This window comes from Bacillus sp. GM2 (assembly GCF_056155945.1).
In genome coordinates, this window is the sequence record NZ_JBRKSZ010000007.1 from 1,612,291 (window position 1) to 1,634,254 (window position 21,964).

The window sequence follows — 21,964 nt, forward strand, 5'->3', positions numbered from 1 at the left end:
CAGTTCGTCCAACCGCGCCCCGTTTAAAAATTTTGACCAAAGAGCGTCTTCCCTTTGAAACCCCTGTTGCACTACTGCGCACAGATTTCCCCTGCGATAAGCGGCAACCAAGATAACTCCTTTCTATTCCGCTCCAAACCTCATAGGTTTATTTGCGCGCTTTTTCCGCCAATTTGTTTATTTCCTCCATTTTTTTCGATTTCCTCTAAACTGCGACCTCGAGTTTCAGGGACGCGTGTCCGGATAAATACAACTCCAAGTAAACAAATAACACCGAAGATTGCAAACACAGCTTCTTGAGACATCGAAGCGGTCATAATAGGAAATAGCAATCCAACCAAGAAAGAGCCAATCCAGTTAAATGATGAAGCTAATCCAGACGCACGCCCGCGAATGACCAGAGGGAAAATTTCTCCAACGATGACCCAAGTTAAAGGAGCCCATGTGAATGAATAAAGTGCTACATAGATACTTAAAAAGACAACCATCATCATCGGATTTGCATTAGGGATTAATATATTCAAGATTGCCGGCAAAATAAAGGACAGCCCCATAATGGTTCCGCCTACTGTTAATAAAGTGCGGCGATTAAATTTATCAGCAATCATGATGAATAGTAATGAACCTAGCACGAGAATAACGCCTTGAATAATCGGCCACATCAACGCTGAACTTGCTGCATTCCCTGTTGCTTTTTCTACAATCAAAGGAATGTAATAAAAAATTGCGTTTGCACCCTGGAATTGTTGAAAGGCGGCAACACCCACACCGGCAATTAATAAAAAACGATATTTATTACTTAAGAGTGTAGCCCATGATGCTTTTTGATTTGCCTTTATTTCCTCTCTGGCAGTTTCTTGAATTTGTGCTATTTCAGAATCAATCTCTCCTTTGTTAGAGCGAATATAGCTCAACACCTTGCGAGCTTCATCAAGTTTATTGTTCTTGATTAAAAAACGAGGTGATTCGGGTAACTTTAACATTCCAACATATAAGATCAAAGCAGGTACGGCAGCCAAACCAAGCATCAACCGCCATGCCATTGTTTCCGGCAAATCTTTCAATAGAAAATCAACAATGTAAGAAAGCAACATTCCAGAACAAATCATGGTTTGATTAATTCCTGACAGCCGTCCGCGTAAACGTGCAGGCGCCATTTCCGACATATAGGCCGGGACCAATGCAGAAGCAGCACCAACGGCCAATCCCAATAAAACCCGAGAAACAATCAAAAACAGGACCCCATTATGAGGTGCTATTCCTGACAAAATGGATCCAACAACAAAAATGACAGCAGAAATTAAAATCATTTTGCGCCGTCCCAAACGATCAGAAAGTTGTCCGGCCAGGGCGCCTCCAAAAATAGCGCCTAACATGACCGAAGAGGTAATCCAGCCAATAACCCCGGCGTTGTCTTGAAGGTTCCAATCATGTTGCAGAAAAGGCAAAGCACCTGTCATAACGCCGATATCATAACCGAAAAGAATGCCGGCAAAAGCTCCGAAAAAATAAATGAAGCCACTTGAGATTTTCTTTTCATTAACCATTAAAGTTCCCTCCTCAAGGTTGAAATGATATTGTGTAATCCAGCCACCAAAATTATCGATGGCTTTTTAAGAACTCATAAAAGTGTTTTCAAACTGCAAATACATCTAGGATATAGGTGGGATGTCTCACTAAACCTCATGGTTTTATTCGCCTATTATTAAACGCTTTCATTTTTTCGGAATATCACGATAACGCTTACAAAATCATGAATATTTTGATATCTGATATCCCTAATTTTCACCTCCAAGGAAGCAGAACCTCCTCGGAGGTTAGAGGCATTACTTAATAACCACATATTCCAGGTCAACCAGCTTTGCATAAGTGATCATTTGGTCTGTTGTTACATTCAACGAAACAACTGTATGGTGACCGCCGCCATTCTCAAGCCACGCTTTCACTCCATCCTGGAAGTTAGGCTTCACTTCCCAAAGCACCCGTGCCACTGGAAGGTTTGGTGCCGGAACAGTTGGTTCAAACGCAGAAACTTCGTTAATCAACAGTTTGTAATGCGTACCAAAGTCTGCCATTGAAACAACCACACCATCTCCTGCTTTTCCGTCGAACACTAAGCGTGCTGGGTCTTCACGATCACCAATACCTAATGGGGATACGATAATTTTCGGTTTGTTGCTTGCTAAAGATGGGTCAACTTCAAGCATATGTGATTGAAGAATTGATTCTTGCCCGGCAGCTAATTCATATGTGTAATCTTCCATAAAGCCGGTTGATTGGTTACGGCTCATCACTTTGAGTAAGCGATCGAGCGCTGCAGTTTTCCAATCTCCTTCACCAGCAAAGCCATATCCTTGGGCCATCAAACGTTGGACGGCAAGACCCGGAAGTTGTTTCATCCCATATAAATCTTCAAAGTTAGTTGTGAAGGCATTATAACCACCATCATCCAGGAAGCGTTTAATAGCGATTTCATAGCTTGCTTGTACTTTTACGCTCTTCTCCCAATCTTCCTGACTGTAAGTACCATAATCAAATTCATAAAGGTCTGCATATTCAGCAAACAAATGATTAATTTCTTCATCTGTAACCGCATTCACGTATTGAACAAGATCACCAATGCCAAAGTAATCAACTGTCCAGCCAAATTGAATTTGCGCTTCAACCTTATCCCCTTCAGTAACAGCAACGTTACGCATGTTGTCACCAAATCGAGCGACCTTGATGTTGAAGCTTTCGTTATAAGCAACCGCTACGTCCATCCATTCCGCAATTTGCTGTTGCACTTCAGGACGCTCCCAATAACCTACGACAACTTTATTTTGTTTTTTCAAACGGGCATTGATAAAACCATATTCACGGTCCCCATGAGCAGATTGGTTTAGGTTCATAAAGTCCATGTCAATCGTTGTCCATGGGATACTTTCATTAAATTGTGTCGCTAAATGAAGTAGCGGTTTTTGTAATAATTTTGTTCCGCGAATCCACATTTTCGCAGGTGAAAAAGTATGCATCCAAGTGATAACACCGGCAACTTCGTCACGATAGTTCACTTCTTTCATGATGCTTGTGATTTTATCTGCACTAACAGCTAAATCTTGCAATACAAGCGGGTATGGCAATACAGCGCTTTCATTTAATGCATCAGTCACGGCTTGCGCGTGCGCTCTGACTTCTTCCAGCGCTTCTTCCCCATAAAGATGTTGTGAACCTACGACAAACCAAAATTCTTTTTTTCCTGTTGTTAACATCATAACCCTCTTTTCTTAAATTAATAGTTTGATAGAATTGATTTACTTTTGACCATAATAAGCATTTTCACCGTGTTTTCGTAAATAATGTTTATCTAAAATACATTGTGGTAATTCTTTTGCAAAATGATTTAATTCTCGTGTGAATAAATTCATTTTCGCGACTTCGTCCAACACCACACTATTCAATACTGCTGATTTTACATCTTTGCCCCAAGTAAATGGACCATGACCATGTAGTAAGACACTAGGGACAGCTAAAATATCTAACCCGCGCTCTTCAAATGTTTCGATAATGACATGACCTGTTTCTACTTCGTAACCTCGATCAACCTCCTCTTGTGTCAAGTAACGGGCACATGGCACGGAACCATAGAATGTGTCTGCATGAGTGGTCCCCATCGCCGGAACATCAAGGCCTGCTTGAGCCCAGATTGTCGCCCAAGTTGAATGAGTGTGTACAATTCCTCCAATTTCAGGGTAATGGTTATAAAGTACCGCGTGAGTCGCTGTATCTGATGAAGGCCTCAGCTCTCCTTCAACAACATGGCCATCTAAATCAACAACTACCATATCACTAGCTTTCATTGTTTCATAATCAACACCACTAGGTTTGATAACGAATAAACCAGTTTCACGATCGATGGCACTTGCATTTCCCCATGTGTATTTCACGAGTCCATATTTAGGCAAGTCCAAATTTGCTTGTAACACTTCTTCTTTCAGTTGTTCTAGCACGTCAACCCCTCCACTTTCCACTCATTAAATCAAATGATCCACAGCGGCCTGCTCAATCATTAAACCTTTTTTGTACCGTTCGATAAATGTTTCAAATCCTTCAACATCTAATTGATCAGGGTAAATTTCTTGCCCGGCATCCTCTTCAAAGACTTTTTTGTCGAGGAAGTCTTCTAAGCTTTCTTCTTGATCTTTGTTCATCATGTAAGAAGCAAGAATAGCCATCCCCCACGCACCGCCTTCTCCGGCTGTTGCCATAACTGATACTGGCGCATTCATTGCAGCTGCAACAATTTTTTGTCCGACAAGTGGGGTTTTGAATAAACCGCCGTGAGCTAAAATGCTATCAATTTCAATATTTTCCTCTTTGGTCAAAATATCCATTCCGATTTTCAAAGCTGCAAAAGCTGCAAAAAGGTGTGTCCGCATGAAGTTTGCTAAATCGAAACGACTCTCTGGTGAGCGGACAAATAATGGCCGGCCTTTTTCTAGTCCTGTAATATTTTCACCGGAGAAATAACCGTAGCTTAGTAAGCCGCCGCCGTCTGAGTCAGCTTCCAATGCTTTATTCAACATCACTTCGAATAATTTATTCATTTCAACCTTTTGTCCCATTGCCTCAAAAAATTCACGAAACAACCCTAGCCAAGCATTAATATCGCTTGAGCAGTTATTCGCATGAACCATTCCAACCGGACTGCCGTTTGGCGTTGTTACCAAATCAATTTCTGGATATACTTTTGAAAGTTCTTTCTCTAATACAATCATGGCAAAAACTGAAGTTCCTACTGAGATGTTTCCAGTGCGTTTCCTCACACTATTCGTAGCAACCATTCCTGTTCCAGCATCGCCTTCCGGCGGACAAATCGGAATGCCTGGTTGTAAATTTTTTGATTGATCCAGAATTTTCGCGCCAATTTCGGTTAATTCGCCAGCTTGCTCGCCTGAAATATAAACTTTAGGAAGAATATCCTTTATCCTCCAAGGATAGCCTTTGTTCGAAATCAGTTCATCAAATTGCTTGACCATCGATTCATTGTAATTTTGCGTTGATTCATCAATTGGGAACATGCCCGAAGCATCTCCAATGCCAATTGCTTTATTGCCAGTCAGCAACCAGTGAATGTACCCAGCTAAAGTGGTGATATAATCAATGCGAGGCAAATGCTTCTCTTCATTTAATATCGCTTGATATAAATGAGCAATACTCCACCGTTCAGGGATATTGAATTGAAATTGATCAGTTAATTCTTTTGCTGCAGCACTGGTTGTTGAGTTACGCCAAGTTCGAAACGGAACAAGCAGCTCCCCTGTGTTGTCAAAAGCCATATATCCATGCATCATGGCAGAAAATCCGATAGAACCGATTTTGCGAATGGTGATGCCATAATTTCGTTCAACTTCATTCTTCATTTCACTATAAGCTGTTTGCAATCCGGTGATAATATCCACTAAGTTGTACGTCCAAAATCCATCTTCCAAGCGGTTTTCCCACTCATAGCTTCCAGATGCGATTGTTTCAAAACTGCTATCAATCAACACTGCTTTAATACGTGTGGATCCAAATTCAATTCCAAGTGATGTTTCTCCCTCAGTTATCGCCTGCTTGATGTTTACTTGATTCGCTTTCACGTTATCCCCCCTCTGATAGCGATTTCAATATTATTCGAAAGAAGGCATTCCCCTTTTCGCTTAACTTAATTACAGACTTAGTATATTTTTTGTACGTACATTTGTCAATCTAGAATATAATATGTTCATATAAATATCACAACGATATTTCTGTCCGTTTTCTCTTAAATGCTTATAATAAAAGGTATTTGTATAACATAAAATCTAAAGAAAAAAATTATAATTACTTGTTCATTTTCACGAAAATAAGGCGAAATCTTTTCATTCATTGAAAGCCATGATAAAATATGTCCACACAAATCATTCAATTAAAAAAAATTAGAATGCGAACAACTATGAAAGAAGTGAGTGAAATGAAACCAAAGTATAAGGTCATCATTAATGATATAAAAAGTAAAATCCTTTCAGGAGTTTACAGGGTAGGGGAACAAATTCCTACTGAATCCGCCATACAAGAAGAGTACAAAGTCAGCCGGCACACTGTTCGAAAGGCCATTTTAGAGCTGGCGAACGAGGGGTTTTTAAGAAGTGAAAAAGGGTCTGGCACTTATGTAAGTAACCAGTATCAATCAAAACCTGGAGGGAATTCCAATAATAAAATAATCGGTGTAATTACAACCTACATTTCAGATTACATTTTCCCCTCAATTATTCGCGGAATTGAAGGGAGATTGAATGAGGCTAATTATTCGTTACTATTAGCTAGTACAAATAATGATGTCGAACAAGAAAAAAAAGCTTTGGAAATGATGTTGTCATTTGGCGTAGATGGTTTAATTGTTGAACCTACGAAAAGTAATCTATACAATCCTAATATTGCTTACTATTTATCGTTTAAGGAACAGGATATTCCTTTCATCATGATCAATGCTTATTATGAAGAATTAGATGTTCCTTTTCTTTGTCTCGATGATGTGCAGTCAAGCTATCTCGCAACAAAAGAATTAATATCAAAAGGACATACACAAATTGGTCTCATTTCAAAAATGGATGATTTACAAGGAAAGTATCGAATGAAGGGGTATATAAAAGCGCTTGGTGAAGCCAAATTACGATTTCAACCAGAGCATGTGCTTTCGTACAATACAGAGACGAAGCTGGATCTATACACAAACCTGAAGAAGTTTCTAAATGAAAAGAGAGACGTGTTGACTGCAATTGTTTGCTATAACGACGAAGTAGGGTTGGAAGTAGCAAATGTATGCAGACAACTTAATATTTCTGTCCCGGACAAATTGTCAATTATTGGTCAGGACAATTCGTATATTGCCAAAAATGCGAATATCAAACTAACAACATTGACACATCCTCAAGAACAAATGGGACACGATGCAGCTGATTGGGTCATCAAGAAATTGCAGGGAAAGAAGGATTTACCAAACGAAACCTACTATCAGCCTGTGTTAATTGAAGGTGAAACCATAAAAGAGTTAGAAATACAATAAAGGAAAACCCAGTCCATGTTCACTAAAGGCGTGAACACGGGCTGGGTTGTTTTACTCTGTTATCAATTAAGCAGCAGAGAACTTTCATGTATTTGACGCTTACTCCAAAAAGAAAGCGAAAATCTCACCGATACGGGAAAAAGCTTGTATCACAAGAAAGTAGCCTAGTGTTTACAAATGAACCTGTTTAAGGTTTATCTGGCATGCTTTTTTCTGCAGCACTCTTCGTTATCTTGCAGAATGGCTCTATTCTTGATGGGCATGTGGTGATAGGAGGTCGATTTCACTCTCGTTCATGTTTGCTGATCCATACATCCGTTACTTCCCCTGCCTCATCTTCGTCGATGATGAAAGAACCGTTGCTGTACCGGTCATGAAGCTTGATATCTTTGACAAGCAGCTCCTCTGTGATGCCTTTTTCGGTTTGAAGCGTGATTTGAGCATGATATGAGCATGCGAGCAGCCCGGTGATGCGGTGAGGTTTTTTCTTTAGTTCCCTCAGCATGAGAACCCCTCGTTTCGCCCGTGACGTTTTTTCAAATTCGGTGCGGTTCATCCGCTTAATAGATCCGCGCTGGGTCACGAGCACAAGCACATCCGATTCCTCTAAAACCTGCCCGCTGGCGACAAAGTCGCCGTCTTTCAAATTGACGCCTTTGACACCGGCCGCCCTTGCGCCGACGACGCTGACCTCATCTTCTGAGAACCACAGACCGTAGCCGGAATGTGTCGCGATAAACAAATCTTTCGTTCCGTCCGTTACATGAACATCGACCACTTCATCGTCGCCTTTTAAGTTAAGAGCGACCAGTGCTTTTGAATAGCGCTGTGCTTTATACTGCATCAGCTGAGTTCTTTTCGCCATTCCGTTTTTCGTAAAGAACAGCAGGTATTCAGATTCGGTAAACTCTCTGACAGGGATCGCCTTGACGATGGATTCATCGCTGTCGATCGATATGATATTCGTGATGTGCTGACCCAAGTCTTTCCATCTGATATCAGGAAGCTGGTGAACCGGACAATACACATAGCTCCCTTTACTTGTAAACAAGAGCAGTACGTCTGTCGTATTCATTTCCAATTGACAGAGCAGACGGTCGGTATCTTTCATGCCGAAGTCCTGGCCGTTTGATGCAGCAAAAGACCGCTGGCTCGTTCGTTTAATATAACCGTCTTTCGTCACGGTCACATAAACGTCTTCAGACGCCACCATCACTTCAAGATTGATTTTGATTTCTTCAATTTTCTCCTCGATGACAGAGCGCCTTTGACCGGCATAGGTTTTTTTCACCTTTTTCAAGCTGTCTTTGATCACTTTCAAGAGTTTCTTGTCATTGGAAAGGATCTCTTCCAGCTCTTTGATCTTCTGGCCGAGTTCTTTTGCTTCTTCCTGGAGAGCCGTAATATCTGTGTTTGTCAGCCTGTATAGCTGCAATGAAACGATCGCTTCAGCCTGCGGCTCTGTAAATGCGAACTTTTCGATCAGATTGTTTTTGGCATCGCGCTTGTCATTGGAGGAGCGGATCGTCGCAATGACTTCATCCAAAATGGACAGTGCCTTCATCAATCCTTCTACGATATGATGCCTTTCCTTCGCTTTTTTCAGCTCATACTGAGAACGGTTGGTGATGACTTCTTTTTGGTGGCCGATATAAGCGTCCAAAATCGATGTGAGATTCATCAGCATCGGTCGTCTGTTATGAATAGCCACCATGTTAAAGTTGTACGGAATCTGCAAATCCGAGTTTTTGTACAAGAAATTTAAAATGCCTTGTGCATCCGCTTCTTTTTTCAGCTCAATCACGATTCTGAGTCCTGTCCGGTCGGTCTCGTCACGGACTTCGGAAATCCCTTCGACCTTCCGTTCAATCCTGAATTCGTCCATTTTTTTCACTAAATTCGCTTTGTTGACTTCAAACGGGATTTCAGTAATGACAATTTGCTGGCGGCCGCCTCTGATGGTTTCGATCTCGGCTTTGCCCCTGATGATGATTTTACCTTTTCCGGTTTCATAGGCTTTTTTTATGCCCTCTTTCCCCTGAATGATTCCTCCGGTCGGAAAGTCCGGTCCTTTTACGAGCTCCATGAGGTCATCCACACTGCAGTTCGGCGAGTCAATCCGCCTTATCACGGCATCGATCACTTCCCCGAGATGATGCGGCGGAATGTCAGTCGCATACCCGGCGGAAATCCCTGTCGATCCGTTGACAAGCAGGTTCGGGAACATCGCCGGAAGGACGACGGGCTCCTTGCTTGTATCATCAAAGTTTGGCACAAACTCGACCGTTTCTTTGTCAATATCTCGCAAAAGCTCTGAAGCGATCGCTGCGAGCCTTGCTTCTGTATAACGCATCGCAGCCGGCGGATCACCGTCGATGCTTCCGTTGTTACCGTGCATTTCAACCAGCACGTTGCGAACCTTCCAGTCCTGGCTCATCCGCACCATCGCTTCGTAAACCGAACTGTCTCCGTGAGGATGATAGTTCCCGATTACATTACCGACCGTTTTTGCGGCCTTGCGGAAATTCTTATCGTGCGTGTTCCCTTCCGCATGCATGGCGTATAGGATTCTTCTTTGAACAGGCTTCAGGCCGTCCCTGGCGTCAGGGAGCGCCCGATCCTGAATAATGTATTTGCTGTATCGGCCGAAACGGTCGCCGATCACGTCTTCCAATGGTAAATCATGATAAATCTCTGGCTGTGCCATTTATTTAAACCTCCTCAGCGACCGATAAATTCTCGTTTTCTAAAATGTTGCTTTCTTCATCAAGTCCGAAGGCGACGTTTTTCTCAATCCATTTTCTTCTCGGCTCAACTTTGTCGCCCATCAATGTCGTTACGCGCCTTTCCACACGGGCTGCGTCATCGATTTTAACCCTGACAAGCGTCCTTGATTCGGGGTTCATTGTCGTTTCCCAAAGCTGGTCAGCGTTCATTTCGCCGAGACCTTTATAGCGCTGAATCGTATATCCTTTTCCGACTTTTTTGAGGACGTCGTCCATTTCTTCATCAGACCAAGCATATTCAATGATTTCTTTTTTGCCCGATCCTTTGCTGACTTTATAGAGCGGCGGCAGCGCGATAAACACTTTTCCGTGCTCGATCAGCGGCTTCATATAGCGGTAGAAAAAAGTCAGGAGCAGCACTTGGATATGAGCGCCGTCTGTATCCGCATCTGTCATGATGATGACTTTGTCGTAATTGATATCCTCAATGTCAAAATCGGCGCCGACCCCACCGCCGATCGCGTGAATGATCGTATTGATCTCTTCATTTTTAAAAATATCGGCCAGCTTCGCTTTTTCCGTATTGATAACTTTTCCGCGGAGCGGCAGGACAGCCTGGAATTTCCGGTCTCGTCCCTGCTTTGCTGATCCTCCCGCAGAATCACCCTCCACGAGATACAATTCGTTCTTGGATGGATTCCTTGATTGTGCAGGCGTCAGCTTCCCGGAGAGCGTCGCTTCGGATTTCTTTCTTTTCTTTCCGCTTCTTGCCTCTTCTCTTGCTTTTCTCGCAGCCTCTCTCGCCTGGGAGGCTTTAATCGCTTTTTTGACAAGCAATGTTGCCGTTTCCCTGTTTTCTTCAAGAAAATAGGCGAGCTGCTCAGAGACGATTGCATCAACGGCTGACCGTGCTTCACTTGTGCCGAGCTTTCCTTTTGTCTGTCCTTCAAATTGAAGAAGCTCTTCGGGAATCCGGACGGAAACGATGGCTGACAGGCCTTCCCTGATATCCGTTCCTTCAAGGTTTTTGTCCTTTTCTTTTAAAAGGGCCACCTTTCTCGCATACTCGTTGAATGCTCTCGTCATCGCCGTTTTGGCACCGGACTCATGGGTTCCTCCATCTTTCGTTCTGACATTATTGACGAACGACAGGATGTTTTCGGAATAGCCGTCATTAAACTGAAACGCGAAGTCAACCTCGATGCCGTTGTGCTCTCCTTCAAATGAGACCACTTCAGAAAGCGCGTCTTTCTCCTCATTTAAATAAGCGACAAAAGCTTCGATTCCGTTTTCGTATAAAAACGTTTCTTTTGTTTGATCGCGTTCATCGATCAATTCTATTTTTAGTCCTTTTAACAAAAAGGCTGATTCTCTCAGACGCTCTGAAAGCGTTTCAAAGTTAAACGTCGTCGTGCTGAACATCGCAGGATCAGGCTTGAAATGAATCAGGGTGCCGGTCTTTTTGGTCGTTCCGATTTTATCAAGGGATGTCACCGGTTTGCCGCCGTTTTCAAAACGCTGCCTGTAAACATTTCCGTCCCGCTCAATCGTGACTGTCAGCCACTCGGACAGGGCGTTTACAACGGATGCACCGACGCCGTGCAGCCCCCCGCTCGTTTTATAGCCGCCTTGGCCGAACTTTCCTCCGGCATGCAGCACTGTCAAAATAATTTCTGGAGTCGGCTTGCCGAGCTTATGCATTCCTGTTGGCATTCCCCGGCCTCTGTCTTGCACCGATATGCTGTTATCTTTATGTATTTTTACTATAATGTGATCCCCATGGCCTGCAAGGACTTCATCGACGGAATTATCGACGATTTCATATACGAGATGGTGCAGTCCCCGGCTGTCTGTCGAACCGATGTACATACCGGGGCGTTTTCTGACCGCTTCAAGGCCTTCGAGCACCTGTATGGAATCATCATTATAGTCAACTTGCTGTTTTTTAACCAAATGCATAAACCCCTTTCAAAAATCAAACATTGCTTATAAAGAATAATACACACTCTGTCATATAAAGCAAAGTATTATCCGATTATTTTCCAATTTCTTCAAGCATTGTCGGGAACATGTTAAAATGAAAGCCGCTTTTTGCACAGCCGTCATTTTACACGATTCATCACCCGCAGCACAATGCTTTCCACATCGCAATTGGAAAATCATTCTTAAAAAAACTGTCCAAGACTTATTGTAGCCGTTTTTCACAGCAATTCGCAAACATATTCTCGCATAAAAAAGACAAAAACCCTTGAAAAAACAAGGATTTTTGTCTTTTTTATGCCGATTTTGTTAACGCGTGTGCCACTTTTATACACAAATCCATAATCACCGTATAGCCTTTTTCGCTCAGAAGCCGATAAGCTTCTTCGTTTACAAGCCCCTGCTGCGCCCAAAACACATCTGCGTCAATCTCCAGGAATTCCTTTGCGACATCAGGCAGATGCTCGGATCTTCTGAACACATTGACGATATCAACGTGTCCTTCAATGTCTTTTAGGGATGCCACAGCCTTGACGCCCAGCGCCTCATCAATGGTCGGATTGACAGGGATGATGTCATATCCCGCGTCCTGCATCGCTTTTGATACCATGTACGATGTTCTTTCAGGGTTGTCGGACAAGCCGACTACCGCAATTCGTCTGCTGTTTTCAAGAATGGTTTTGATTTCCTGTTTAGAAGGATTTTCCACACCGATCACTCCTTTTAAGTTCAGTTTACACGAAAACAAAGGAGATAATCAAAATTTTCATATGATTAGCGCGCATTATCTTGTATGATATATACGGTACTTCTAAAGAAAAGCCGTCATGGAAGGCGCCTCTCATGTTAAAATAAAGAGAAGGGATCATCTAAAAAGGAGAAATGAAATGTTAATAGCTTTATTATTTATTTTAGCCTATCTACTCGGCAGCATTCCGTCCGGCTTGATTGTCGGAAAGGCCGCCAAAGGAATCGACATCAGGGAACACGGCAGCGGGAATCTTGGCGCCACCAACGCATTTCGGACACTCGGCGTAAAAGCCGGCTCTATCGTTGTGGCTGCGGACATTTTGAAAGGGACGCTCGCCGCCTTTCTGCCCGCCATCCTGCACATCGGCGTACACCCTTTGCTGGCCGGCGTAGCCGCAGTCATCGGGCATATGTTCCCTGTGTTCGCAAAATTTAAAGGCGGAAAAGCTGTCGCTACTTCCGGAGGCGTATTGCTTTGCTATCAGCCTCTTCTGTTTCTCACAATGGTTGCGGTGTTCTTTCTGTTTTTGTATATCACAAAATATGTATCGCTTTCTTCCATTTTAACCGGCTTGTATACAACGGTTTACAGTCTGTTTACGAAAGACCTTTTATTGGTGGCAGTCGTCGCCTTTCTTACGGCGTTTGTCGTATACAGACACAGGACGAACATTAAACGCATCATCGATAAAACCGAGCCCAAAATCAAGTGGATGTCCGGCAAAAGATGAGCCTATCCGAAGAACATTATATTTTCATGATCGGACAAAAACGTTATATACTATAAATAGTTTCAGCATGCTTTGAAACAAATGATGAAGGAGTGCTTGCCCGTGAATTTGAAAATTAATGAAGAGGCGCTTAAATGGTATAAGAACGAGCTTGATTTAAAAGAAGGTGATCAGGTTCGCTTCTTTGTCCGCTACGGAGGATGCAGCAATGTTCAAAAAGGCTTCTCCCTTGGGGTCTCAAAAGATGAGCCGCAGCAAATCGGTGTAAGTGCGGAAAAAGACGGCATTACGTTTTTCGTTGAAGAAAGCGATGTATGGTATTTCGACGGCCATGATCTGCTTGTCACCTATAACGAATCTGCGGAAGAACCTGTTTTTGAATATCAGTAAAATATCATTTTTTACGGCTTGCAGAGAATCCCCCGTTTTTCTGCAAGTTTTTTTATTTTTCTTCGTCATTGAAGTGCCGAAAAAAAGCCTTCAAAATCTAGGGTGGCTTGCCTGAGTGTTCGGCAAATGTACACCGCGAGCTGCGTAAAGCTCCTAAAGGACATTATATACGGGGCAGCAAACACGAATAACTGAGCGGGTACAGATCCTGTATATCTAAAATACAGTTCGTTTAAAATAAAGCGGCAAGGATTTCCCCATTCAATAAAGATTTTTACACACTCTAATATTATACAAAGTCATTTACATCGAGGTGTTTGGTCATGGTTTACGGTGTGACAACTTTTATTTTACTGGCTGTTTTTCTGATCTTTTATTTAACGGACCGAAGAAGGATCATCAACGGTTTTTTATTCAATCTATTTTTTTGTTCATTTCTTGTTCTTTCCTACTATCTGGCATACGTTGTCGGAATTGGCTTTTTCAGACTTTTCGTCATTGTACTGCTGCTGATCTTTTTCTTTATCCTAACGTTCGGTCTATTTGCTTTAATGATCGGGTTATTTCTGAATGCGAGAATTCTTATCAAAAGAGAAGGACGACGATTGTCTAATTGTTTGACTTTAATTTCCGGGCTAGGCATTATCATATTTTTTCTATTGTCAGTGATTGACCCCGCTCGTTTTTTATCGCCAAATGTTCAGCCGTTGTTTGCGGGATCATCGCTTATTGCGGTCTATTTCTTCTTTCATTTAACAAATTTCTTAACAGCCTATTTTCTATATCAATTTAACAGACCGAAACTTAATCAGGATTACATCATCGTTCTCGGAAGCGGATTAATTAACGATACTGTACCCCCGCTTTTAGCAAGCAGGATAGATAAGGCTGTCGATTTTTATCGGAAACAAGCAGCTGTTGCTCCTCCGCCGAAAATTATTTTTTCCGGCGGGCAAGGACCTGATGAAAACCTTTCTGAAGCAGAAGCCATGCAGAGATATGCTTTAAAAAAAGGGATACCTGAAGAGCACACTTTCAAAGAAGACCGTTCTGTAAATACATATCAAAATATGCTTTTCTCCAAACAACTGATGGACTCATTATCAGACGGCAAATACAACAGCATCTTCACAACAAACAATTTCCACCTGTTCCGCGCCAGCCTATATGCAAAACGAGCAGGCTTAAAGAGCCAGGGGATCGGTTCAAAAACCGCTTTTTATTATTGGCCGAACGCCATGATCCGTGAATATATCGCTGTTGTTGTAATGAATCGTAAACGGCATAGCATTGTCGTAGGTACTATTTTAGGTTTTTCTATAATTTTGACTGCTCTTAATTTTTTCATTGATTAAAACTTCAAAAATGCGTCTTGAGATTTTGGTTTGTCCGGATGGCACACTTTCTATTGCAGTCATCCCCAACAAGGGTGCAGAGATATATTGATGGAAGTCCCAATAGATAATGATGGATATTTTCAAAGGACATCTTCGCCGGAAAGATGTCCTTTTGCTTTGAAAACATTACACCGTCATGTTGATGATTCTAATGCTTCCTGAGCAATGGGCAACTTCCCTGCTCCAAGCAGCTGTTTTTTTGATGCGCTTGGACTTTTATTGCTTACAAATGTGAAAGGAATATGTAAGATAAATCAATGGTTTCGTTGGGAGGTTTTATATATGATGGGTTCCGAGGTGATAAATGATGAAATGGTTTTTAGGAATTTTAACGGCAGGACTGATAATTTTGGTCGGGGGCTACTTTTTATATTCCGGATATTATTCAACGGAAGATTATTACGTCAAAATTACAACAGATCCAAAAGTCGTGAAAGAAAAAGCAAGTGATGGATACACATATATAAATTATAACTATGATGTTACGGGTTATGATAAAGATGGGAAATCCAAAAACCTAAAGCTCTCTTCTCAAGAAAAAATGCAGAAAGGTCAGTACTATATTATTCATTGGGAAGATAGAAGGGAAATCATATCCAGCAAAGAAAAAGCGAGCGAGAAGCAAATAGATAAGGACATCCTGCATAAATTAGACAATCAAAATTAATCAGCCGCTCACTCTTTCCCCCTAAAACTTCTTGTTTTAGGGACTTTTTTACGAAAAATAAAATGGCTTATCAAGGCATGAAAAACACTGAAGTAAAGGTGAACTTTGTGATTGAAACAGATGATGACAATATAACTGAAACTTAAAGATACGTTTTTGCTCATCAAAATGAAACAAGCAAGAACAATGCTTGCTTGTTTCAAGGATGTCCGAGTTTCTTTAAAACACCGTATTATTCAAGCCTGAAACGCTTGATATGGCTTGAGAGCTTTTCTTGTTTTAAAATCATGATCTGCTTCTCTCCCAATAAATCAAAGTGGGGAAATTCGCTTCTTTTATCAATCCACTCTTTTTTCAGTCCGTACTGTTTGCCCCACTCTGCAAGCTTCTCAATGTTCGCGCATCCTGCTTTTGTCACCGTTTTGACATCCGGATACCTGTCATCGAGCCAGTAATGCGTAAGAAACGCAACTTCGCCGTTTAAAACGGCGCGCTTCCATTCGTTCAGCTCGTTTCTTTTAATACCGAACGCCATTACTTTTTGGCCTCTTCGTATGCTTCATGCCACTTTGGATAAAGCTTGCGGAACTGAACCGGTTTGAAGCTGTCCCCGTCAACGCAAATATGGGACGATGTTCCCTTCACAGAGGTTTCTCCGGCGGAATTAAAAATTTCATACCCATATACCGTTTTAAAGCCGTTGTAATCTTCAATCCACGTATGTACCGTCGCTGTTTCACCGTAGCGAAGAGGTTTGACGTAGCGGACATTGATATCCACGACAGGCGACAGGATGCCGTCTTTCTCCATTTCGGCATAAGAAAAGCCGAGTTCTTTAATTAAAGCCGTCCGGCCTACCTCCATCCAAATCAAATAATTGGCGTGATAGACGACACCCATTTGGTCTGTTTCGGCATAGCGGACTTCTATTTCTTTTTTTGAGACGTACAAATTCCCTCTACTCCCTTTTCACAAATGTGTTTAATCCAATTCTAGCATATACAATGGGCAAAAACACGACGGACGGCTTCATGCAAAAAAACCAGGTCGCCCTGGTTTATTGATGATATCCGTTTTTGCGGGCTTCCGCCTCGTCATGGATTTCATTGCGCATCGCCTCAATGCTTTCATTTCGGCGTTCATTTTTTTCGCGGATCTGTTCCTGTTCCGCCTCGCTGGCAAAAGACAGCTGCTCTTCAGACTCCTCAATGTTTTCGATTGTGTTCTGCACCATGTCTTGAAGCTTTTCTACGTTGTCTGATCTGTCATCCGGATGATGTTTTTGATGTGTCATTCGGGTCTCTGCCTCCTTTTCATCTTTACTCGCCTTTTGTCTGCATAATGATCGGTGTTTCTCCTGATTTATCATGCATCTTTTTTCCTTTGTTGCGCTTATATTCTACCGGTTTTGTCCCAAGATGGCTCGGGGCAAATTTAGACTGTTTGTCGTGTTCTCTCGGCATGTCTATCCCTCCTTTTCAGCATTAGGATTCTCAAAAAGGAGCGTAAACATGAATCGATTTTTAAAAACTCACTTCAGCTTAAATTTCTCTTCAAGCTTATCTTCCAGCCGATCAAGAAACTCCTGGTTGGTCATGAGCTCCTTTTTATTTTCCGAGACAAGTTCTTCAAATGTTCGCCTTTTCGCTTTTTTCATGTTGAATCACCTCCAGCTTGTTTTCATTTTCACCATTTTTTGGGCAATATAAGCAAAAAAGCCGGGATTTTTTATAATCCCAGCTTTTCTTCCATATTCTTTTTCGACATCGTCCCCAGCACGATATCTTTAATGATTCCGTTTTCATCAATGATAAATGTCGTCGGATATGAAAAAATCTCGTATTTCGCATTGATGCCCGTTCGGTCTAAGACGATGGGGAAATGTAAACCGTGCCTTTCGGCAAACGCTTTGACCGTCTTTTCGTTTTTCTCGGAAGATGTAAAGTTGACGGCTAAAACGGCAATGTCCTGATTTTCATTTTGAAGCTCTTCCATTGCAGGCATTTCGGTTTCACACGGTCTACACCAGGTGGCCCAAAAATTTAACAGCACTTTTTTCCCTTTAAAGTCTGACAAAGATACATCGTTTCCATTCTTTAATGACGGCAGCGTAAAATCAGGCGCCTTGTCTCCTTTCTCAATGCCGATTTCGGCTTCCTTTTGCCCTGTAAAATTCCAAACCGCAAGACCGGCCAAGACTAAAAGAAACGCGGCAGCCAGCACTTTTTTCATCATCGGCATCCTCCACATTCAGGATTACGCTGAAAAAAGAAGAGAAAGCTAAAGGCTCTCTCTTCCTCATTCAATTACTGTTTCATTTTATTGCGGAGCACCATTTGCAGGATTCCGCCGTGACGGTAATAATCGATTTCCACTTCGCTGTCAAAGCGGACAACAGCTTCAAACGACTTGACCGTGCCGTCTTCGGCAATCGCTTTGACTTGGACGAGATCGCGCGGGCGCACCGTCTCACTCACGTCTACTTCAATTGTTTCTTTCCCGGTCAAACCGAGCGTTTCAGCGTTTTCTCCCTCTTTAAATTGCAGCGGAAGAACGCCCATCAGCACAAGGTTGCTTCTGTGAATTCTTTCAAAGCTTTCTGCAATGACGGTTTTGATGCCGAGCAGATTTGTTCCTTTTGCCGCCCAGTCGCGGGAAGAACCCATTCCGTAGTCTTTTCCGGCAATGACGACCAGACCTGTGCCGTCTTCTTTATACTTCATGCAGGCATCATAAATGGACATCACTTCTCCGGTCGGCCAATACGTTGTATAACCGCCTTCAGTGCCCGGAGCGATCTGGTTTTTGATTCTGATGTTGGCGAATGTTCCCCTCATCATGACTTCATGGTTTCCGCGTCTTGAACCATATGAGTTGAAGTCTCTAGGAGAAACGCCTTTTTCCTGCAAATATTTTCCGGCCGGCGTGTCTTTGCCGATCGCTCCCGCAGGAGAGATATGGTCTGTCGTGACAGAGTCTCCGAATTTGCCGACAATGCGCAAGCCTTTAAGCGGTTCAACTGTACCTGGCTCAACTGACATGTTTTCAAAGAATGGCGGGTTCTGAATGTAAGTGGACTCTTCATCCCATTTATACAGGGCTTCATCCGTTGTTTCAATCGCATTCCAGCGTTCATTGTCATCAAACACGCGCTCGTATTCTTTTCTGAACAGCTCAGGAGTAACGGTTTGCTTCACGACGGAATTGATTTCGTCCATCGTCGGCCAAATATCGTTGAAGTACACATTTTGACCGTCTTTGCCGACGCCGATCGGTTCGTTTTTCAGGTCGATATCTACCGTACCTGCCAATGCATAGGCCACGACTAGAGGCGGAGACGCCAAGTAGTTTCCTTTGACAAGCGGATGAATCCGGCCTTCAAAGTTACGGTTACCGGAAAGGACAGACGTAATCAGCAGGTCGTTTTCGGCAACCGCTTTTTCGATTTCAGGCGCAAGCGGTCCGGAGTTCCCGATACATGTCGTACAGCCGTATCCGACGATGTTAAATCCAAGCTCGCGCATATACGGAAGCAGGCCTGAATTGACTAAGTAGCCTGTTACGACTTTTGAACCCGGAGCCAGAGATGTTTTCACATAGTTCGGTACTTTCAATCCCAGTTCAACCGCTTTTTTGGCGACGAGGCCCGCACCGATTAAGACATAAGGGTTTGATGTATTTGTACAGCTGGTAATCGCCGCAATTGCGATCGCACCCGTTTTCATGACGGCTTCTTCGCCGTTTTCAAGCTTAAATTTGATTTCTTTGTCAGCCTCGCTCGCGTTTAAACCGAATCCCTGGTTGCCCGCAGGGCTTGCCAAATGCTTGTGGAATGTTTCTTTCATGTCAGTCAGCGGAATGAGATCCTGAGGACGCTTCGGACCTGAAAGGTTCGCTTCAACTTTTGACAAGTCGATTTCAACGATATCGGTAAATACAGGATCTTCCTGATCAGGCGTGTAGAACAGTCCGTTTTGACGGCAATATTCTTTCACCACATTGATATGTTCTTCATCACGGCCTGTTAAACGCATGTATTCCAATGCTTCCTCATCAACAGGGAAGAAACCGCAAGTCGCGCCGTATTCAGGAGCCATATTTGCGATTGTCGCACGGTCTGCAAGCGGTAGTTCCGCAACACCCGGACCGAAGAATTCGACGAACTTTCCGACTACGCCTTTTTCACGCAGCACCTGTGTCACTTTAAGCGCAAGGTCCGTCGCTGTCGTACCGTTCGGCAGCTTTCCGACAAGCTTCGCACCGATTACTTCAGGTACAGGGAAATATGAAGGCTGGCCGAGCATGCCTGCTTCAGCTTCAATTCCGCCGACGCCCCAGCCGAGAACGCCGATTCCGTTGATCATCGTTGTATGGGAGTCAGTACCGACAAGCGTGTCAGGATAAGTGACAATCTCGCCGTCTTCTTCCACTGCATGGACAACGTTTGCCAAATACTCAAGGTTCACCTGGTGAACAATACCTGTAGCAGGGGGAACAGCTTGATAGTTATTAAACGCTTTCTTAGCCCAGCTTAAAAATTTGTAACGCTCTGCATTTCGTTGGAATTCAAGGTCCATATTAACGGTCAATGCATCTTCCGTACCCGCTTTGTCAACTTGTACGGAGTGGTCGATGACAAGGTCTACCGGTATTTCAGGATTGATTTTATCCGGATCTCCGCCGACTGAAGCCATCGCTTTTCTTAATGAAGCAAGGTCTACAACGGCTGGAACGCCGGTAAAGTCCTGCAAAATAACGCGGGATGGTTTGAAAGGAACGTCAATATCTTTTAATTCGGCAGTGCCCCATTTTGCCAAGTTTTCAACGTGTTCCTCAGTAATGACTCTCCCGTCTACTTGACGAAGAACGGATTCGAGCAAAACTTTAATGGAATAAGGAAGTTTTGATACGTTTCCGATTCCTTGATCCTCTAATGCTTTTAAAGAATAATAGCTGTACGTTTTGCCTTGTACTGTAAACGTTTTTCTTGATTGAAAAGCGTCTTTTTTTGCGACTTGTTGCTGATTCGCCATTTCTCCAAAATCCCCCTTTAAAGATCAAGATCATACGCCAGAAAAATCGGCATATTTCACCACAATTTTCTCACAATTTAATCTTAAAACAATTTTAAACATAAGTAAATATCAATGTTTTTATTAAATTCAATAAGAATGCCTTATATACGGAAAAAAGTTTATTTTACTGGAAATACATTTTTTTATACAATACACCCGCTAAGGCTATACTACAGTCTGAGGTGATCGAAATTGGCCAAACGAAAAGCAAATCATGTCATCAACGGAATGAACAATGCTAAACGCCAAGGAAACGGCGCGGGATACATCGAAGATGACCAGCATATTCTCACTGAGGCGGAACGCCAAAACAACAAAAAACGGAAGACCAATCAATAAACACTAAAAATCCTTCATGAATGGCTTAGGAGGCTAAGACATTGACAAATAAAAACGACGGCAAAGATATGCGCAAAAACGCACCTAAAGGAGCTCAGCCTGGGCAGCCAGAGCCCTTGAGCGGAAGCAAAAAAGTTAAAAACCGGAACCATACGAGACAAAAACATAATTCCAGTCACGATATGTAATATTTTCCGCGTCTTTCACGGCGCGGTTTTTACTTTAACTCCTGGCGATGTAACCCCCTTCGAATCACCTCCTTCACATGAATTCACAGCTGTGCATAATCTAACGGTAAGGCTAGGTATGGAGGAATGATCAAATGACAAATGCAAAACGTTTCGATTCCGCAGATTTTGACAAAGAATGGATGAAACAGTTTGTTGACGACCCTTTTCTCCTCTATGATGAGACTTTACCGATTGACCTTTATGAAACGAGCACTGAATATATAATCGAAGCAGATTTAAGCCGCTTGAATGCCCGGCACCTTGACATGACGTTTTCCGGCTACGATTTCAAGCTTGCGGTTAAAACCGATGAACAGCATTACGAAAAATCGCTGATGCTTCCTTTCTTTTTGAATGACAAACAGATCGAAGCGGAATGCGAAAACAGCATTCTTGCAGTTAAAATCAATAAGGAAGCAAGCCAAGATGAAGTTTCGCTTTCATTTCATATTCCTTTTATATCATACATGCACAACAAGCAGAACCCGGACAGCGCTTAAAACACTTTGCCATCCGGGTTTTTTCCGTTCGTTCGTCAAATATCCGCTAGCAATTCTCTATGGCCGATTAGGGAATTGCTATACAATAGATTATGTTCTAGCATCTCTTTTGA

General features: G+C 42.7%; 22 protein-coding genes. 8 read left to right on the top strand and 14 right to left on the bottom strand.

All coding sequences use genetic code 11. The features are described 5' to 3' along the window. Window positions 1–140 precede the first annotated feature (140 nt). From ACVC9U_RS09125 to ACVC9U_RS09140, 4 genes are all read right to left on the bottom strand, one after another. Window positions 141–1,547 (bottom strand): sugar porter family MFS transporter, encoded by a 1,407-nt coding sequence (locus ACVC9U_RS09125; RefSeq protein WP_075754586.1) that lies wholly within the window; start codon window positions 1,545–1,547, stop codon window positions 141–143. Window positions 1,548–1,826: 279 nt separating this feature from the next. Beyond that, the gene (gene araA, locus ACVC9U_RS09130; RefSeq protein WP_075754584.1) at window positions 1,827–3,251 is read right to left on the bottom strand and encodes an L-arabinose isomerase; all 1,425 of its coding nucleotides are present in this window, start codon (window positions 3,249–3,251) and stop codon (window positions 1,827–1,829) included. Window positions 3,252–3,293: 42 nt separating this feature from the next. Continuing rightward, window positions 3,294–3,989: an L-ribulose-5-phosphate 4-epimerase gene (locus ACVC9U_RS09135; RefSeq protein WP_441390662.1), complete on the bottom strand. Its 696-nt coding sequence runs from the start codon at window positions 3,987–3,989 to the stop codon at window positions 3,294–3,296. A 24-nt stretch (window positions 3,990–4,013) separates the two neighbouring features. Next, complete coding sequence (locus tag ACVC9U_RS09140) at window positions 4,014–5,621, bottom strand: xylulokinase (protein ID WP_075754582.1); 1,608 nt, start codon at window positions 5,619–5,621, stop codon at window positions 4,014–4,016. A 353-nt stretch (window positions 5,622–5,974) separates the two neighbouring features. Between ACVC9U_RS09140 and ACVC9U_RS09145 the strand changes: the two genes are divergently transcribed. Then, window positions 5,975–7,066: a GntR family transcriptional regulator gene (locus ACVC9U_RS09145; RefSeq protein WP_075754580.1), complete on the top strand. Its 1,092-nt coding sequence runs from the start codon at window positions 5,975–5,977 to the stop codon at window positions 7,064–7,066. A 283-nt stretch (window positions 7,067–7,349) separates the two neighbouring features. Here the strand turns inward: ACVC9U_RS09145 and parC are convergent, their stop codons facing one another. The 3 genes from parC to ACVC9U_RS09160 form a co-directional block, all read right to left on the bottom strand. Continuing rightward, entirely contained in the window at window positions 7,350–9,773 is a 2,424-nt protein-coding gene (gene parC / locus ACVC9U_RS09150) for a DNA topoisomerase IV subunit A (RefSeq protein WP_075754578.1), read from the bottom strand. Window positions 9,774–9,777: 4 nt separating this feature from the next. Further along, a complete protein-coding gene (parE, locus tag ACVC9U_RS09155) occupies window positions 9,778–11,745 on the bottom strand; it encodes a DNA topoisomerase IV subunit B (protein WP_003182282.1) in 1,968 nt (655 codons plus the stop codon). A gap of 322 nt (window positions 11,746–12,067) precedes the next feature. After that, window positions 12,068–12,481, bottom strand: a complete 414-nt coding sequence (locus tag ACVC9U_RS09160; RefSeq protein WP_441390665.1) for a CoA-binding protein — start codon at window positions 12,479–12,481, stop codon at window positions 12,068–12,070. A gap of 178 nt (window positions 12,482–12,659) precedes the next feature. On the opposite strand from ACVC9U_RS09160, the gene plsY reads away from it, so the two are divergent. The 4 genes from plsY to ACVC9U_RS09180 all read left to right on the top strand — a co-directional run bounded on the left by plsY (window position 12,660) and on the right by ACVC9U_RS09180 (window position 15,707). After that, window positions 12,660–13,253 (top strand): glycerol-3-phosphate 1-O-acyltransferase PlsY, encoded by a 594-nt coding sequence (gene plsY, locus ACVC9U_RS09165; RefSeq protein ID WP_003182278.1) that lies wholly within the window; start codon window positions 12,660–12,662, stop codon window positions 13,251–13,253. Window positions 13,254–13,355: 102 nt separating this feature from the next. Beyond that, a complete protein-coding gene (locus ACVC9U_RS09170; protein WP_003182275.1) occupies window positions 13,356–13,643 on the top strand; it encodes a HesB/YadR/YfhF family protein in 288 nt (95 codons plus the stop codon). Between the two features lie 323 nt (window positions 13,644–13,966). Continuing rightward, window positions 13,967–14,998 (top strand): YdcF family protein, encoded by a 1,032-nt coding sequence (locus tag ACVC9U_RS09175; RefSeq protein WP_095325299.1) that lies wholly within the window; start codon window positions 13,967–13,969, stop codon window positions 14,996–14,998. 349 nt (window positions 14,999–15,347) lie between these two features. Continuing rightward, complete coding sequence (locus tag ACVC9U_RS09180; protein WP_009328208.1) at window positions 15,348–15,707, top strand: YxeA family protein; 360 nt, start codon at window positions 15,348–15,350, stop codon at window positions 15,705–15,707. 232 nt (window positions 15,708–15,939) lie between these two features. Here the strand turns inward: ACVC9U_RS09180 and ACVC9U_RS09185 are convergent, their stop codons facing one another. From ACVC9U_RS09185 to acnA, 7 genes are all read right to left on the bottom strand, one after another. Continuing rightward, window positions 15,940–16,242: a hypothetical protein gene (locus tag ACVC9U_RS09185; protein WP_003182267.1), complete on the bottom strand. Its 303-nt coding sequence runs from the start codon at window positions 16,240–16,242 to the stop codon at window positions 15,940–15,942. Then, a complete protein-coding gene (locus tag ACVC9U_RS09190; protein ID WP_441390669.1) occupies window positions 16,242–16,658 on the bottom strand; it encodes a YbgC/FadM family acyl-CoA thioesterase in 417 nt (138 codons plus the stop codon). Before ACVC9U_RS09190 ends, ACVC9U_RS09185 begins: the two co-directional genes overlap by 1 nt. 106 nt (window positions 16,659–16,764) lie before the next feature. After that, complete coding sequence (tlp, locus tag ACVC9U_RS09195) at window positions 16,765–17,001, bottom strand: small acid-soluble spore protein Tlp (protein ID WP_003182262.1); 237 nt, start codon at window positions 16,999–17,001, stop codon at window positions 16,765–16,767. Between the two features lie 25 nt (window positions 17,002–17,026). Continuing rightward, window positions 17,027–17,170, bottom strand: coding sequence for an acid-soluble spore protein N (locus tag ACVC9U_RS09200; RefSeq protein WP_003182261.1), 144 nt, complete (start codon window positions 17,168–17,170; stop codon window positions 17,027–17,029). 68 nt (window positions 17,171–17,238) lie between these two features. Further along, window positions 17,239–17,364, bottom strand: a complete 126-nt coding sequence (locus tag ACVC9U_RS09205) for an FbpB family small basic protein (protein ID WP_003182259.1) — start codon at window positions 17,362–17,364, stop codon at window positions 17,239–17,241. A gap of 71 nt (window positions 17,365–17,435) precedes the next feature. Continuing rightward, entirely contained in the window at window positions 17,436–17,942 is a 507-nt protein-coding gene (locus ACVC9U_RS09210; RefSeq protein WP_003182256.1) for a peroxiredoxin family protein, read from the bottom strand. A gap of 71 nt (window positions 17,943–18,013) precedes the next feature. After that, complete coding sequence (acnA, locus tag ACVC9U_RS09215) at window positions 18,014–20,740, bottom strand: aconitate hydratase AcnA (protein WP_441390673.1); 2,727 nt, start codon at window positions 20,738–20,740, stop codon at window positions 18,014–18,016. Between the two features lie 234 nt (window positions 20,741–20,974). On the opposite strand from acnA, the gene sspO reads away from it, so the two are divergent. The 3 genes from sspO to ACVC9U_RS09230 all read left to right on the top strand — a co-directional run bounded on the left by sspO (window position 20,975) and on the right by ACVC9U_RS09230 (window position 21,851). Further along, entirely contained in the window at window positions 20,975–21,121 is a 147-nt protein-coding gene (sspO, locus tag ACVC9U_RS09220) for a small acid-soluble spore protein O (RefSeq protein ID WP_020451603.1), read from the top strand. A gap of 41 nt (window positions 21,122–21,162) precedes the next feature. Then, entirely contained in the window at window positions 21,163–21,309 is a 147-nt protein-coding gene (locus ACVC9U_RS09225) for a small acid-soluble spore protein P (protein ID WP_003182250.1), read from the top strand. Between the two features lie 134 nt (window positions 21,310–21,443). Then, a complete protein-coding gene (locus ACVC9U_RS09230; protein WP_075754564.1) occupies window positions 21,444–21,851 on the top strand; it encodes an Hsp20/alpha crystallin family protein in 408 nt (135 codons plus the stop codon). The last annotated feature ends 113 nt before the right edge of the window (window positions 21,852–21,964 follow it).

What these genes read in the sequence shown, in the direction of transcription:
- ACVC9U_RS09230 (WP_075754564.1), top strand. Translation starts at nt 21,444, where the DNA reads ATGACAAATGCAAAACGTTTCGATTCCGCAGATTTTGACAAAGAATGG.
- parC (WP_075754578.1), bottom strand. Translation starts at nt 9,773, where the DNA reads ATGGCACAGCCAGAGATTTATCATGATTTACCATTGGAAGACGTGATC.
- ACVC9U_RS09185 (WP_003182267.1), bottom strand. Translation starts at nt 16,242, where the DNA reads ATGGCGTTCGGTATTAAAAGAAACGAGCTGAACGAATGGAAGCGCGCC.
- ACVC9U_RS09180 (WP_009328208.1), top strand. Translation starts at nt 15,348, where the DNA reads ATGAAATGGTTTTTAGGAATTTTAACGGCAGGACTGATAATTTTGGTC.
- ACVC9U_RS09205 (WP_003182259.1), bottom strand. Translation starts at nt 17,364, where the DNA reads ATGAAAAAAGCGAAAAGGCGAACATTTGAAGAACTTGTCTCGGAAAAT.
- plsY (WP_003182278.1), top strand. Translation starts at nt 12,660, where the DNA reads ATGTTAATAGCTTTATTATTTATTTTAGCCTATCTACTCGGCAGCATT.
- ACVC9U_RS09210 (WP_003182256.1), bottom strand. Translation starts at nt 17,942, where the DNA reads ATGATGAAAAAAGTGCTGGCTGCCGCGTTTCTTTTAGTCTTGGCCGGT.
- ACVC9U_RS09125 (WP_075754586.1), bottom strand. Translation starts at nt 1,547, where the DNA reads ATGGTTAATGAAAAGAAAATCTCAAGTGGCTTCATTTATTTTTTCGGA.
- ACVC9U_RS09175 (WP_095325299.1), top strand. Translation starts at nt 13,967, where the DNA reads ATGGTTTACGGTGTGACAACTTTTATTTTACTGGCTGTTTTTCTGATC.
- ACVC9U_RS09145 (WP_075754580.1), top strand. Translation starts at nt 5,975, where the DNA reads ATGAAACCAAAGTATAAGGTCATCATTAATGATATAAAAAGTAAAATC.
- araA (WP_075754584.1), bottom strand. Translation starts at nt 3,251, where the DNA reads ATGTTAACAACAGGAAAAAAAGAATTTTGGTTTGTCGTAGGTTCACAA.
- acnA (WP_441390673.1), bottom strand. Translation starts at nt 20,740, where the DNA reads ATGGCGAATCAGCAACAAGTCGCAAAAAAAGACGCTTTTCAATCAAGA.
- tlp (WP_003182262.1), bottom strand. Translation starts at nt 17,001, where the DNA reads ATGACACATCAAAAACATCATCCGGATGACAGATCAGACAACGTAGAA.
- ACVC9U_RS09200 (WP_003182261.1), bottom strand. Translation starts at nt 17,170, where the DNA reads ATGCCGAGAGAACACGACAAACAGTCTAAATTTGCCCCGAGCCATCTT.